14 protein-coding genes and 1 pseudogene are annotated in these 14,288 nt (G+C 38.1%); 9 read left to right on the top strand and 6 right to left on the bottom strand.

The annotated features are described in order from the left end of the window. Positions 1 to 387: 387 nt before the first annotated feature. The 5 genes from E2I05_RS12620 to hinT all read right to left on the bottom strand — a co-directional run bounded on the left by E2I05_RS12620 (position 388) and on the right by hinT (position 4,568). Positions 388 to 858, bottom strand: a complete 471-nt coding sequence (locus E2I05_RS12620; protein WP_121853590.1) for a hypothetical protein — start codon at positions 856 to 858, stop codon at positions 388 to 390. 950 nt (positions 859 to 1,808) lie between these two features. Then, positions 1,809 to 2,279, bottom strand: coding sequence for a nuclear transport factor 2 family protein (locus E2I05_RS12625; RefSeq protein ID WP_121853589.1), 471 nt, complete (start codon positions 2,277 to 2,279; stop codon positions 1,809 to 1,811). A gap of 83 nt (positions 2,280 to 2,362) precedes the next feature. After that, on the bottom strand, positions 2,363 to 2,755 hold the full coding sequence (locus E2I05_RS12630; protein ID WP_165905487.1) for a YcfL family putative periplasmic lipoprotein: 393 nt from the start codon (positions 2,753 to 2,755) through the stop codon (positions 2,363 to 2,365). 424 nt (positions 2,756 to 3,179) lie between these two features. Continuing rightward, positions 3,180 to 4,205, bottom strand: a complete 1,026-nt coding sequence (locus E2I05_RS23035) for a PaaI family thioesterase (RefSeq protein ID WP_121853603.1) — start codon at positions 4,203 to 4,205, stop codon at positions 3,180 to 3,182. Between the two features lie 9 nt (positions 4,206 to 4,214). Then, the gene (gene hinT / locus E2I05_RS12640) at positions 4,215 to 4,568 is read right to left on the bottom strand and encodes a purine nucleoside phosphoramidase (protein ID WP_121853587.1); all 354 of its coding nucleotides are present in this window, start codon (positions 4,566 to 4,568) and stop codon (positions 4,215 to 4,217) included. Positions 4,569 to 4,719: 151 nt separating this feature from the next. Between hinT and E2I05_RS22060 the strand changes: the two genes are divergently transcribed. The 4 genes and pseudogenes from E2I05_RS22060 to E2I05_RS12655 all read left to right on the top strand — a co-directional run bounded on the left by E2I05_RS22060 (position 4,720) and on the right by E2I05_RS12655 (position 6,023). Then, entirely contained in the window at positions 4,720 to 4,872 is a 153-nt protein-coding gene (locus E2I05_RS22060; protein ID WP_165905486.1) for a hypothetical protein, read from the top strand. Positions 4,873 to 5,069: 197 nt separating this feature from the next. Beyond that, a pseudogene (locus E2I05_RS23040) lies at positions 5,070 to 5,324 on the top strand (ISAs1 family transposase); the annotation flags it as partial. After that, positions 5,272 to 5,817, top strand: coding sequence for an ISAs1 family transposase (locus tag E2I05_RS12650; protein ID WP_121853586.1), 546 nt, complete (start codon positions 5,272 to 5,274; stop codon positions 5,815 to 5,817). The pseudogene E2I05_RS23040 and the gene E2I05_RS12650, both read left to right, overlap by 53 nt. Further along, positions 5,814 to 6,023 (top strand): hypothetical protein, encoded by a 210-nt coding sequence (locus E2I05_RS12655; protein ID WP_133309679.1) that lies wholly within the window; start codon positions 5,814 to 5,816, stop codon positions 6,021 to 6,023. The genes E2I05_RS12650 and E2I05_RS12655 overlap by 4 nt, the downstream gene beginning before the upstream one ends. A 101-nt stretch (positions 6,024 to 6,124) precedes the next feature. On the opposite strand, the gene tnpA is transcribed toward E2I05_RS12655, so the two are convergent. Continuing rightward, positions 6,125 to 6,544, bottom strand: a complete 420-nt coding sequence (gene tnpA / locus E2I05_RS12660) for an IS200/IS605 family transposase (protein ID WP_121853585.1) — start codon at positions 6,542 to 6,544, stop codon at positions 6,125 to 6,127. 282 nt (positions 6,545 to 6,826) lie between these two features. On the opposite strand from tnpA, the gene E2I05_RS12665 reads away from it, so the two are divergent. The 5 genes from E2I05_RS12665 to E2I05_RS22560 all read left to right on the top strand — a co-directional run bounded on the left by E2I05_RS12665 (position 6,827) and on the right by E2I05_RS22560 (position 14,200). Beyond that, positions 6,827 to 10,609 (top strand): pentatricopeptide repeat-containing protein, encoded by a 3,783-nt coding sequence (locus E2I05_RS12665; protein WP_133309680.1) that lies wholly within the window; start codon positions 6,827 to 6,829, stop codon positions 10,607 to 10,609. Between the two features lie 765 nt (positions 10,610 to 11,374). Beyond that, on the top strand, positions 11,375 to 11,710 hold the full coding sequence (locus tag E2I05_RS12670; RefSeq protein WP_207805328.1) for a PadR family transcriptional regulator: 336 nt from the start codon (positions 11,375 to 11,377) through the stop codon (positions 11,708 to 11,710). A gap of 8 nt (positions 11,711 to 11,718) precedes the next feature. Continuing rightward, complete coding sequence (locus E2I05_RS12675; protein ID WP_133309681.1) at positions 11,719 to 12,276, top strand: HAAS signaling domain-containing protein; 558 nt, start codon at positions 11,719 to 11,721, stop codon at positions 12,274 to 12,276. Between the two features lie 24 nt (positions 12,277 to 12,300). Then, on the top strand, positions 12,301 to 13,464 hold the full coding sequence (locus E2I05_RS12680; RefSeq protein WP_121854981.1) for a metallophosphoesterase: 1,164 nt from the start codon (positions 12,301 to 12,303) through the stop codon (positions 13,462 to 13,464). A 532-nt stretch (positions 13,465 to 13,996) separates the two neighbouring features. Then, positions 13,997 to 14,200, top strand: coding sequence for a group II intron maturase-specific domain-containing protein (locus E2I05_RS22560; RefSeq protein ID WP_279387045.1), 204 nt, complete (start codon positions 13,997 to 13,999; stop codon positions 14,198 to 14,200). The last annotated feature ends 88 nt before the right edge of the window (positions 14,201 to 14,288 follow it).

Genomic DNA, 14,288 nt, shown 5'->3' on the forward strand with positions numbered 1-14,288 from the left:
CACTAAACAGATATTAATAATAGAAACTAACAAGACTTAAATTAACTAACAAATAAAAATTCAAACCAATCAATTAAACCACAAAAGTAATATCACACGCAAAAGTCAACATACAAAACTATCAAACTAGAGCACAAAACACCTAAACAAACAAAAAACTTCAAACCACTCAAACTTAATATATTCCAGCAACAAATAAATCATCACAACAAAACGCAATCAATAAAAATGAATATTTTAAAGTTCAAAAAAACACTCCTTCATTAAAACAAAGGAGTGCTTACATCACTAACCTTATATTAATTACATACGTTATCACTCAACTTATATATCGAACTTCATGATAAGTGTAAAAAAATATAAAATATTAAGTAATATTAAGTAATATTAGTTACCGAAACGAACGTTAACTACAAAACCATTACCAAATTGATAAGGTAACATAGCGCAAGTCGCTTCTTCATCGCCTGAAGTCACAGCAGAAGAAGTGAATGTTTGAGTATCAGGAGAAAACTCGATTTTATAATCACATTTCTTACCTGTACCAGCTTCAGAAACTGTAAATCCAACACCATAATTACTTGCACCTTCTAAGCGCATGCCTGATCCTGAATACCCTACTGAAACATCAGCGCCCTGAAGAGCTCTATCGAAGAAAGCATCTGACTCCTCGATAAACTGTAAGTTAACTGGTGATACGTTACTTGCAGTTACTGTTGTTTGGACGTCACCACCCATTTCAATATTAATCTTGATTGCTGACTCTCCAGGATAGAAGAATTCATTTGTATCAGCAGCAAATGCTGAGCTCGAAAGGATAACCATTAGGCTGCTTAAAATAACTGATTTTTTGAACATACAACAAACCCCTTATTATGAGTTAATGACACTTTCTTTAATCATCAATAATTATTAAATCACCTATATTAAAAATTAATAAAGGTATTTCCGAAACCAAAGAATTAAAACAATTGTTAACGTGTTTTACCCCCTCATTTCAGTGGGGGTAGTAAAATATATTTTTTTTACAATGTCTATACTCAGAATATTAAGAACTTATCAAATTAATCTTATGCCATTCTAATAAACCTTTAATCCACAAGAAAAAAATTCCAACACAAACATAAAAACCACCAAAAACAACAACTTAAAACAAAACGGATGACTAATTAATTCTAAATTATGAAAAAAACAATTCCTGAATAATTGCTGAAAATATATCAATAACCAGATTTATATAAGATTAACCAATATAAAGCAGAAAAAATTAATTAGAAAATCGCACATTGAAAAACCATGGAATATGCACAATCGCACTCAACAAAACATAACAACGATAAGCAACAGCTGTAAAACCAAAACAATACTTTCTATTTTTTATCAAATCAGTATTTGCCATCTTTGCCTTTCCGCTATCAAGAGAACACTTAAATTACCGCTTTATAAGCGAACATAAAAATAAACCAAACTTATTTTAATATGTATCCATAAAAAGCTCGATAGTAATATACATCCTTGAATAGCTATTAACTCTCTAATTAAACCCTACTCATCTCAGCACCATCAATTATCAGTCCTCAAAATTAAATGTGCGACAATCTCTATATTCTAACTGGAATGATATACAAGAATGATGTGTTGAATAGTTTAAGCAATATCTTTTTCTGAATGCCAGATCAATATATACCAACTTATCTTTAAATATTTACTTCTACGCTTATGCTTCAAATAAATATCTTCAGCAAAGTCAGATTATAGTATTTTAAATGGTTTAATATATTAATTGTCAATTTTGACTTAAAGTTAATTTATTCTTGTTCAAGTTGAATATTCAGTTCTTGTTTGGACGAAAAAGAGCGCCCTGTAGGTTGTGCTCCATATGCTACTGACCAATGTGCGTGTCTTATTCTCCATGAGCCACTAGTAACATCTGCATAAATTGTTGTGCGCAAAGCAAGTATCTCAGTTTCATGGCTACCATTTAATTGATAGCAAATATTCCAATTACCTATTACCACACCAGATTTTTCTGTAGCAAACACTTTTGTGTCAGTCGGTGATATTTCAACTTTGCTTACTTCATTAAAGTCTCTTTCAAATTGAGAGCGTAAATCGTTTATATCACTGCCCTCTTCATCAATACCTGTTCCCCAAAAATGAATTTCTCCATCTCTGGCAAATAAGGCAAGCATATTCTCTGTCTTTTTTTGAGCGTGATGAACAATAAAATCATTTGCAAGTGATAATAATTTTTTTTCAGCATCGCTAGCGTTAGACATAATACACTTCTCTTTAAATTATTTCGGACTAAAGTTATACCTGAAAAGCTACTTAAACAATAATAGTTTACTGTAAATTATGTTTAATGGACTTTACGAACATAAACTTCAAATCGATGAGCGACTGAGTTTGGTGCGACCGATTCAATCTGTTTACTTTGTTTACCGTGAATGATAATTGGAGTCCAAGGTATACTATCACCATCAACCACAAACCCTTGAAGATCATACCAAGTGAATCGATATTGAAGTGATTGATCTTTTGATGAATCACTAATTAGCGTCGCAGAGCCTTGAAGTAAATCTCCAACTTGTCGCATTTGATTGTTTACAACACTTATAGAGCGAGCAACTCGAGTATTATCGACTTGACGGCTCCCATCAGATGAGAGTTTTACTCCAGCAGTATTTGGAGCACATGCAGATAAACATAACATAGATATAAATGCGCTCAGAATTGCTAACCTTTTTATCATTACAAGCTCCTTAATAACGTTTGTAAGCATATAAAAAATCTAATTTTACTTAGGGTCTGTTGATCTTTCGTGATTGTTTTTGCAGCGAAAAATTGGTTATTTTATGCAAGGTAGAGTTTGTGAGGTTTGGTTATTATCGACATACAAAACTGTCGTTACTTCGTTTCCAAATAAGAAAACGATAACGCAGCACCTTTTATTTAGAAAGAGCGACCAATTTACCCTCTCTCTTTTTTCGATGCTTTTGAGCATTCACTGTTCTGTGTTGTGACCAGCTCACTTAGATGGCTAAGCATCACTGCTTACGCCTTGAAAAGATAAATGCTCAAATAGCACAAAATTTAATCCTGAAAGATCAACAGACCCTAGTAAATACCAATGATAAAATTATTATAAAGTATAAATCGCCAATGAGCGCTGATATTTATTCAATCAAAAAATGGGCTCTAGCTGTAGCAATTAATTGTTTTCGATTGCTCTGCCAGCAATTTATATTTACATTAGCAACTCGTCGACCTTGACGTGTTATATGGCACTCCACAAATGTATCTTTGTGATACCCTGCCCGTAAATAATCTATCGAAAAATCTACAATTTTAGGAACTTTTTCTGTGTGCATAAATACCATAAGCTGGACAATGGCAGACATTTCCATAAATCCAGCTATAACGCCGCCGTGGATAGCTGGTAGAACAGGATTACCTATGTTGTGATCATTAGCAGGAAGACGAAAAACCAATTCATATCCAAAACGCTCAACAGACATCCCAATGAATTTTGCATATGGGACATGCATTAAAAGATAACTAAAATCGTTAAGCTCCGATGCTTTTTTAACAATTCCTTTCACATCCAGTGGTTCTTTAGTTTTAAGTGTTGTTGATGTCTGAGTAGAAAGTGCTAACTCTTCTTGTGAGTTCAATTTTTTAAATTGAGGACCATCCCCCTCGCCCATTAAAGCATCTCGAAATTCATCACCAATCATTTCCGAGCTTATTCTCATAAACGCACCCACGGCATGGGCTATAGGATCATCGATACTATCTTGGTAAGCAATCGCACGAGTAAAAGCGATACTTGAAGTGAGGCGATAACACTCAGCTAATACAAAAACAGATTGATTTGGCTTAGCCGATTTCATGTAATCAACACGTAGATCAAGTGTCGGAGATATTTCTAATGAGTCAAACTGCTTTTTTATCGCACAAATTGTTGCACACCCACAAGCTGTATCCATCAATGTCGTTATCACACCACCATGGATCACACCTGTATCTGGATAACCAATATGTTGTTCGCTATAAGGTAATTCCATTAACACATGATGCTCACTCGCCTCATGCACTTCAATTTCTAATCGGCGACATTGTGTCAACTGGTTCACAAAGCGCTTTGCTAACTCTGTGAGGGGGAAAAAATCTGGATCCGTCGGAGGCGTTATATTAGTCATTTCTACCAATTACTTCCTAGCTAACATTGGGCCAAGTGGTTTACCACCTACAAGGTGCATATGAATATGGAAAACTTCTTGCCCACCATCTTGATTGCAATTCATTATCAAACGATATCCATCATCAGCAATTCCAGCATCTTTAGCTAACTTGGCCGCTACGGTCATCATTCTACCTAACGCCGCTTCATCAGCTTGGGTTGTATCGTTTACCGTTGGAATTAACTTATTAGGAATGATTAATATATGTGTGGGCGCCTTCGGCTCAATGTCCCGAAATGCAGTGACCAAATCATCTTGAAATAAGATTTCGGCAGGGATTTCTCGACGAATAATTTTACTAAAAATTGTTTCTTCAGCCATTACTTTCAATTCCTTGGTTCAGATAATTTATTATCTCGCAATTTAAACCCGCGAGCAATGAAGATACTTGCAGGGCGGGATCGTGCTTTAGGTCTTGAAAAAATAATTATATATTTTGAGTTTTACTCCGAAACGATGATCAGATCGACAAATGATTACTGATTTGAGCCTTATTACGGACGTAATGAAAGAGGTTGAACAAATTGAAGACCATCGTGTTGAAGCTGGGGGTTGTTTATCTTCAGGATTAAATTTTGTGCTATTTGAGCGTTTATCTGTTCAAGGCGCAAGCAGTGAAGCTTAGTCATCTAAGTAGACGGGTTACAACACAGAACAGTGAATGCTCAGAAGCATCTAAGACAGCGTAAATTGATCATTTCTACTGCCTTATCGCTTGCTTATTTGGAATACCAAACCGCACAAGCTCTGTCTTGTATAAAACGAACAATTTATCGCTGCAAAAATAATCACGAAAGATAAACAGCCCCTAATAAAGAGTATGATTTAGCTGACATTATTTTTCTTACTATTGCAGCTGTACTTTGTGGTGCAACGGGCTGGAAAGCCATCAATATTTTTGGTGAAGCTCAATTAGATTGGTTAAGACAATATCGTTCATTTAGCAATGGCATCCCGACAAGACATTCAATCGGGCGGATAATTAGAGGCATTAAAGCAGAAAGCTTAATGTCATGCTTTATTAATTTGTTCCAATACGTTACGGGAAAAAGATGGCAAAGAGCATATCAGCTTTGATGGTAAAGTTGCTTGTGGCTCAAAGCACGGTGATGATATTGATGCTCTTCAGCTAATGACTGCAATGGTTGTAGATAATGGGCTGATAATCTATCAAAAAGAAACGTCGACTAAAACGAATGAAATCCCAGTAATGCAGTCCATGCTGAAACACATGGACATTGAAAATGCAGTTATTACCGCTGACGCTATGCACTGTCAGAAAGAAACGACAGCCTTAATACGTGAGGGAAAAGGTGATTACGTTCTTCAAGTGAAAAAGAGTCAAGGTAAATTACTTGCTGAAATAGAAGCCTACTTTCATAAGTGCTATCGAGACACACCAGAGCTTTTAAAGCAGAATCACTTTACAGAGTTAGACGGTGAGCACGGACGAATTAATGAAAGACTTTATCGGCTTTTAAGGAACTGTCCCAAAATAACTTCCGTGTTTACTTACTGTAAGGTGGTTCAATATAAGCCTTCTCCCCCGGCTTTCTCTGAAACATCATGAACACCTACTCTTCTACCGTAAAGAAACAAATGTTACGTTTTTACAAATCACTTAATCAACAAGATCGTAGACGATATGCTGCCATTGAAGCCATAAAATTTGGACATGGAGGTATAGAGTACATTTCCAACGTATTGAAATGTGACCCCAAAACTATAAGCCGTGGGATTAATGAGTTAGAAGATGAAGTAGAACTGAGCAGTTAAAGAATCCACCTTCTTAGAAGGTGGCTTTACCTTTCGTCCCCTATAAGGGGGCTGGGGCTTGCCCTCTCAGAAGGCAAGCTGTTGTCCCCGATACTTACGAATTAAAAATCAAATCTTTCTTGTCGCTTTTCAAGCTTTTCCTGATATTTGACATACTTTCTTATCATTTCTACGTCTATCCTTACTGTATCAACACAATATCCCTTAGCCCAAAAATGATTACCCCAATATGGCTTTTTCCGTATATGTGGGAACTGTTTAAATATCCTTATTGCTGCTCTACCCTTTACTGCTCCAAGCAAGTCCGATATAGAGCATTTCGGCGGTACTTTTACCAAAAGGTGAACATGATCCTCCTGAACATTTAGCTCTACTACTTGGCAACCTAACCTACCACAATATATTTGAATACAATTGAACACTTCATGTGCTACTTGCCCCTTAAGTATTCTAAATCGATACTTGGGAACCCAAACAATGTGATATTGGCAATGCCATAAAACGTGGGATAATTTTTCAATAAATCGGTTGAATGCACAATTTAACTATAAGTTATTAAAGTTAAATACAAAATTAAGCAACCCTAATTCACCCATCAGGTGAGTGCTGAACATTCATATACTTGCCAACCATAGATTTAGGATGATTGCCAACAACGCGTCAGAGCCTACTCTTGTAGTCGGATAAGGTGGATAATTTTTGTTATACATTTATAGAATGCCTTAAAGCTGAATAATTTTGTATTTATCTTTTCAGTGCGTTATTTCTTAGCTTGTTAATTCACTCACTTATTGAGTAATGTGATGGCGACAGTGCGCACTTCTGCTGAGCATGAATCAATATATAGATTCATGCTTAAAAGTCTCCAAGAATACCCAAGCGAAGCCATATCCTATCTGAACTTTGAGGTTTCAAGGTTTGATAGTGATGAAAACTTACAACAGTGTTATCAATTATTAAGCAAAACCGATAGACAAAAGTTGTATGATTTTTTCAACAAGGAACCATCGTCGACTCGCTCTAACTCTCGCACACGAGAGGCTCATTATTGTAAGAAGCCAAGTAATGCTTACCGACGTTTTGCAACCGAGCACCGCTCCATTACTCCAAAATCGAGCACTCAGTATCCCAAGCAAATACAGCAATCACCTTCCTCCCCTAATTCCTTTTTTACTCAGACCAGTGAGCTTATTCACTCTTGGAAACTTAAACAGAAAACCAAAAATCAACTGGGTATTGAGTTAAATGCATTAATTGGTGGTTGCACTAAACTTTCGCAGCTTATTGAAATCATTCACAGCCTAAAAAACGACAAACGGGTCATGGAAACATCATGGGACATAAGGTTAATCCATAAACTTTTACACAAAGCGGCCGAGTTTTCTGACAGCCGTTCATCTAATTTCGACGGCATTTTTAGTGACATAATACGATTTAATTCGTCCTATGAAGCGAAAACATGCATCCTATTACTGAAATTAATTAAGTTAAATCTAAATTTTTCAGATGCCAAAAAGTTGGTGCTAAGCAATGCCGCTGAAGCCAGCGTAATGCAACAATGGGGCATCAAGCCTGATGTTGCCATTTACAGCGCCTTTATCACGGTATGCGCTAAAACTGGCCACTTTGATAGTGCTTGGCAACTGGTGTGTGGTGATAAGCCCGTGATGGCACCTCATCTACCACTAAAGGCAGATTCAATCACCTGCATGAATTTGCTGACGGCCTGCGCTGAATCGGGGCGTTATGCAGAAGCCAAATCATTGGTGTTGGGCGATGGCGATACAGCTACAGATACTGCCAGCTTAATGCAGCAGTGGGGCATCAACCCTGATGTTGCCATTTACAGTGCCTTTATCACGGTATGCGCTAAAACGGGCCACTTTGATAGTGCTTGGCAACTGGTTTGTGGTGATAAGCCTGTGATGGCACCTCATTTGCCATTAAAAGCCAATCAAATCACCTGTCTGAATTTGCTGACAGCCTGCGCTGAAACGGGGCGTTTTAAAGAAGCCAAATCATTGGTGTTGGGCGATGGCGCTACAGCTAGCTTAATGCAACTGTGGGGCATCAAGCCTAATGTTGCCATTTACAATGCCTTTATCACGGTATGCGCTAAAACGGGCCAGTTTGATTGTGCTTGGCGACGGCTGTGTGGTGATAGGCCCGTGATGGCACCTCATTTGCCGTTAAAAGCCAATCAGATCACCTGCACAAATTTGCTGAACGCTTGCGCTGAAATGGGGCGTTATGCAGAAGCCAAATCATTGGTGTTGGGCGATGGCGCTACAGTCAGCTTAATGCAACAATGGGGCATTAAGCCTAACGTTGCCATTTACAATGCCTTTATCACAGTATGCGCTAAAACGGGCCAGTTTGATAGTGCTTGGCAACTGGTGTGTGGTGATAAGCCCATGATGGCACCTCATTTGCCATTAAAAGCCAATCAAATCACCTGCCTGAATTTGCTGGCTGTCTGCGCTGAAACGGGGCGTTATGCAGAAGCCAAATCATTGGTGTTGGGCGATGGCGATACAGATACAGCCAGCTTTATACAACAATGGGGCATCAAGCCTAATATTGCCGTTTACAGCGCCTTTATCACGGTATGCGCTAAAACTGGCCAGTTTGATAGTGCTTGGCAATTGGTGTGTGGTGATAAGCCCATGATGGCACCTCATTTGCCAATAAAATCTAATCACATCACCTGTATTAATTTGCTAACTGCCTGCGCTGAAATGGAGCGTTATGCAGAAGCTAAATCATTAGTGCTGGGTGATGGCGATACAGATACAGCCAGCTTAATGCAGCAATGGGGCATCAAGCCTGATGTTGCCATTTACAGCGCCTTTATCACGGTATGCGCTAAAACGGGCCGGTTTAATAGTGCTTGGCAACTGGTGTGTGGTGATAAGCCCGTGATGGCACCTCATTTGCCATTAAGAGCCAATCAAATCACCTGCATTAATTTGCTGGCTGCCTGCGCTGAAACGGGGCGTTATGCAGAAGCCAAATCATTGGTGTTGGGCGATACAGCTACAGCCAGCTTAATGCAACAATGGGACATCAAACCTAATGTTGTCGTTTACAGTGCCTTTATCACGGTATGCGCTAAAACGGGCCAGTTTGATAGTGCTTGGCAACTGGTGTGTGGTGATAAGCCTGTGATGGCACCTTATCTACCACTAAAGGCAGATTCAATCACCTGCATGAATTTGCTGACTGTCTGCGCTGAAACGGGGCGTTATGCCGAAGCCAAATCATTGGTATTGGGAGATGACGATGGCGATACAACTACAGCCAGTTTAATGCAGCAGTGGGACATCATGCCTAATGTTGCCATTTACAGTGCCTTTATCACGGTATGCGCTAAAACTGGCCAGTTTGATAGTGCTTGGCAACTGGTGTGTGGTGATAAACCCGTGATGGCACCTCATCTGCCTCTAAAGGCAGATTCAATCACCTGCATGAATTTGCTGACTGTCTGCGCTGAAACGGGGCATTTTGCCGAAGCCAAATCATTGGTGTTGGCCGATGACGATGGCGATACAACTACAGCCAGCTTAATGCAACAATGGGGCATCAAGCCTAATGTTGCCATTTACAATGCTTTTATCACGGTATGCGCTAAAACGGGTCAGTTTGATAGAGCTTGGCAACTGGTGTGTGGTGATAAGCCCGTGATGGCACCTTATTTGCCATTAAAAGCCAATCAAATCACCTGCACGAATTTGCTGACAGCCTGCGCTGAAACGGGGCGTTATGCCGAAGCCAAATCATTGGTGTTGGCCGATGACGATGGCGATACAGCTACAGCCAGCTTAATGCAACAATGGGGCATCAAGCCTAATGTTGCCATTTACAATGCCTTTATCACGGTATGCGCTCAAACGGGCCTGTTTGATAGTGCTTGGCAACTGGTGTGTGGGGATAAGCCCGTGATGGCACCTCATCTACCACTAAGGGCAGATTCAATCACCTGCCTGAATTTGCTGACGGCCTGCGCTGAAACGGGGCGTTATGCAGAAGCCAAAACATTGGTGTTGGGTGATACAGCTACAGCCAGCTTAATGCAACAGTGGGGCATCAAGCCTAATGTTGCCATTTACAATGCCTTTACTAAAGTATGTATTAAGGCAAAAGAATTTGATATTGGAATATGGTATTTAGAAAAAATTATGAACGAATGTAACATGATTACTCCTTCACAAATATATGCTCAACTTGCGCCGCTTGAAAAAGATAATTTCGCAAGCATGATTGATAAAGGGATAACACAAGGAATATATAAAAAAAGTGTTGGCTTAATGAATCATTGTATCGATTTGCATATGGATAAAATCTTCGAAGGACATTCAGGCGATGGTACACATATTCGAGGTGTTCCATTAGCTTTCGCAAAACTATTATTTTGTTACCACAAAAAAAACAATGAACCCAACATCACATCGATCATAACTGGATACCATGGCAATAATACGTTAAAAAATGGAATGATAAGTTTTCTCAAAAATGAATTTGGACTTGAGTTTATCGAGGATGAATTCAACTCAGGAATGATAGTATTGAGCGAGTCTACCCATTAACTTGATACTAGCGAGCACACTTTTTAGTATGATCGCATAATAAAATGAACATCATAGAACAACGACAATATTATAATGCTAAATGCATTTTTGTTTTAATGTTCTAAATGGTTTTGGGGGCAAAACTCTGCCAGCTTAGTAGCTGTCATGAGTCTGGTCAAAAACGTGTTTAAAATAAATCCTAATCCACTGACTTTAATTTCTTAAAAAATAATACCAATTACAGTAATTAATCTCTCACTCAGCAAGAGATAAAGGTTTTCAGTACAACCGACATTGCGCACACGAAATAGTTATGTGGTTAAGGTTGAATAAGAAATCACTTTTTATCTATATTTTACTTTAAATTAACCGATATTAACATTTTCACAACGCAAAAATGAGTAACCATTTATTAATTTTGGGTTTTTAATAGATGTGCTCAATGTCAGGTACAAGACGCATGTTCGGAATACTATCGGGATAATTCAAGAACGTGCAACGCAGTAATGGAATCCTTTAGCCTTGCCCTTCGGGAGCTTATATGCGCAAAAATTACTTCACAAAATTATCTCAACGTAGAATAACTATGTTTTCACCAATTTCGTTTGTACTTTGTGCGCATACATAGCTCTGAGTTGAGCATTTAATTACTGTAATTGGTATAATTATCGAATTTCCACTCACTTAAATCTGTTCAAAAAAGAACTTGCTTTACATCTTATTATGTATTACAAATTAACCTTGTAGTACATAGTATACTTGTAATACATAAAAGAGGCTATTTTGGAATCTTCAGAAAATAAATTAGACGTGCAATTTCGAAAAGGAACGCTTGAAATGTCTATTTTGGCATTGCTTAACCGTGAACCGATGTTTGGACTTCAGTTGCTTAAAAGGTTGCACGAATTCGAGACAATGAAGATAACGGAAGGAACGCTTTATCCATTATTAGATCGATTGAAGCGTGACAAAGTTGTCGAGAGATTTTGGGTTCAAGAAGGTGATGAGAGGCCGAGGAAATACTATCAATTATCAGTCGTTGGCAGAACTAAGCTTACCGCTTTAAAAATGAGATGGCTTAAATCAGTAAATGATATTCAATCACTTCTAGATCAATAACAATAATCATGGAAAGAGCAATGGCAAGAAACGAGTTAATACATACATATCTATCAGAGCTTGAAATATATCTTTCAAGAATTAATAAAGTTCAAGCACAAGAAATTGTAAAAGAGATCGAAAGCCATATTTATGATTCGCTCATGATGGAAGAAGATAATCATGATACTACCGAAGTAGTTTTGGGTAGGTTGGGCACTCCTCAAGAACTAGCATCAGTGTACATTGAACACATTAATATTGGTGTTGCACCACCAAAAGGTTTAAAGCCCATGACGAAAATAACAATGGAAATGAGTAAGAGCTTTTATTATCTCATTTTTGTTTTAGGAGGTAGCTTAGGACTATCGCTCATTGCAACTGCATTAGCAAAACTGATTGTTCCATCTAAGTTTGGAGTTTGGATTGCAGAGCATGGAAACAGCATCATTGTTTCATTTAGCAATAACAGCTATCACTCAAAAGAAATTCCAGCGATTTGGTTAGTGCCAATATCTTTACTCGCAGGGCTTGTAACTTTATATCTCACAAAACGTCTTACACAGCTGCTAAAAGTGTTCGTTTAAACCAATGATGACAAGGATTAAGTCGTGAAATTATTATTAACTAATTTAAAGCACTTCGGATTCACTTTCTTTATTTTACTCACCTTACTGATTCTGTTTGGGATTAATATTGGTGCTGATGCCAAATTACATGAAGATAAGCTGGCGTATAAATTAAGTGGTGAAACTCATGTCTTTTTTGATGATGATAAACTGATAAAGAAGGTATTAAGAGGAAGGCAAGATGATGGTTTTTATGTTGAAACAACAACGTATGATTCAACTACACCTATTAGTTTCCCAATCTCATTCCCACAAGATGAAAGTCAATTTTCAGTAACACTTAGCAATGAATTTGAAGTTCCATCATCTAGATATCATGATGGTGAATCTATTATTGCTGTTTCTGACTTTGAAAGTAGCTTTGGTGCTTTTAGAGACTTCTTAGTCACGCATGGCATTGTTGATAAACAACTTAACTGGACGTTTGGAAAAGGACATTTGGTATTAGTAGGAGATTTTGTTGATAGAGGAGCATCAACAACACAGTTGCTTTGGGGTATTTACCAGTTAGAACAATCTGCGAAAAAATTAGGAGGAAAAGTACATTACATCATCGGTAATCACGAAATTAAAAGCCTACAAGGAAACTACCAATCAGCTCATGAAAAGTATTTCTACATCGCAGGAATACTTGGCAAACAGCAGTATCAATTATTCGATCATAATTCATTTTTAGGCCGTTGGTTAGCATCCAAAAATGTTGTCGAAGTAATTAATGATGTTGCATTCGTGCATGGCGGTTTACACCCACAAATTCAAAACCATTCAGATACACTAGATGATATTAATCATATTGTTCGCAATGGCTATCGGCAGCTTTATTTTACTCCAGTGAAAGAGTCAAAAGAATCCTTTTTAAGGTCAAGTACAACAGGCTTGGCATGGTATCGTGGGTATTTTAAAGATGATCTGACTCATCAACAAATTGATCAAGGGTTAAAATCGATAAAAGCGAAATCAGTAGTTGTAGGTCACACAATTCAAAGCAAAGTTAATTCATTGTACGACGGAAAAGTAATTGCTATTGATGTTAAGCATCCACAAGACTATTTAACCAGTATTCCTTTTAGGAATATCGAAGGGCTTCTTATAAAGAATGGTGAGCGATTTAGACTATTAGATAATGGTGAGACCCTTTCACTGTAGAAAATATATGCCTCTGACACGTTTATGGACGTGCGACGTGAAGTCGTATGAAGCGTTGTTCACCGCTTAGAGTGAACTTGCCGTATCACCGGTTGAACCTAGGACTCTGAATAAAGTAGCGAGTCTGACAATGTAACGAAGTCGATTCGACTGGAAAATAATCGTGAGAGGACGTTCCTCCTGATAACCACATGAATCGGGTAAGTGCTAGGTAGTCAGTATGATGAAATATGTGAATCCATGCAAGGTGCGTTATGCGATAGAGCAGCGGAAGTGGTTAATACGCTGTGGTCAAAAGGCATTGAGAGTTGGCAAAGAAATTGTCCAATGTTCTTTCGTGATCAACAAATCTCTCCGCACTATAGTGGGCATCTAACCTGACATTGCGTGACATACGGAACACGGTAAAAAAGCAAACGTTTAAAAGCGGGCTGGGATGAAGAATATTTGATGAAGGTATTAACTGTGGGCAAACTGGCTGTCTAATTTAGACCCGCTTGCCCTACCAAGCAAGCGCAATACACTGTTATTTTTGAGAAATCTGCGTCAACTCATTAAAAAGCATGCAACTATGTCAGTAAACGATTTAATCAAGTTGTTGAATCCAAAGCTGAGAGGATGGGCAAATTATTATCGCCATTGCGTTGCAAAGAAAGTCTTTGACTATGTAGGACATCAATTATTTCAAGCGTTATGGAGATGGGCTGTTAGAAAACACATTACAAAAGGACGGTAATGGGTTGCAAGGAAATATTTTCTAGACCGAAATGGCTATTGACGATTTCATGGTCGTCAGAAAATAGCGGATATGGATTGTGCGTTTA

Source organism: Parashewanella spongiae (genome assembly GCF_004358345.1).
GTDB lineage: Bacteria > Pseudomonadota > Gammaproteobacteria > Enterobacterales > Shewanellaceae > Parashewanella > Parashewanella spongiae.

What these genes read in the sequence shown, in the direction of transcription:
- E2I05_RS12620 (WP_121853590.1), bottom strand. Translation starts at nt 858, where the DNA reads ATGTTCAAAAAATCAGTTATTTTAAGCAGCCTAATGGTTATCCTTTCG.
- E2I05_RS12625 (WP_121853589.1), bottom strand. Translation starts at nt 2,279, where the DNA reads ATGTCTAACGCTAGCGATGCTGAAAAAAAATTATTATCACTTGCAAAT.
- E2I05_RS12630 (WP_165905487.1), bottom strand. Translation starts at nt 2,755, where the DNA reads ATGATAAAAAGGTTAGCAATTCTGAGCGCATTTATATCTATGTTATGT.
- E2I05_RS23035 (WP_121853603.1), bottom strand. Translation starts at nt 4,205, where the DNA reads ATGACTAATATAACGCCTCCGACGGATCCAGATTTTTTCCCCCTCACA.
- hinT (WP_121853587.1), bottom strand. Translation starts at nt 4,568, where the DNA reads ATGGCTGAAGAAACAATTTTTAGTAAAATTATTCGTCGAGAAATCCCT.
- E2I05_RS22060 (WP_165905486.1), top strand. Translation starts at nt 4,720, where the DNA reads ATGATTACTGATTTGAGCCTTATTACGGACGTAATGAAAGAGGTTGAA.
- E2I05_RS12655 (WP_133309679.1), top strand. Translation starts at nt 5,814, where the DNA reads ATGAACACCTACTCTTCTACCGTAAAGAAACAAATGTTACGTTTTTAC.
- E2I05_RS12665 (WP_133309680.1), top strand. Translation starts at nt 6,827, where the DNA reads ATGGCGACAGTGCGCACTTCTGCTGAGCATGAATCAATATATAGATTC.
- E2I05_RS12675 (WP_133309681.1), top strand. Translation starts at nt 11,719, where the DNA reads ATGGAAAGAGCAATGGCAAGAAACGAGTTAATACATACATATCTATCA.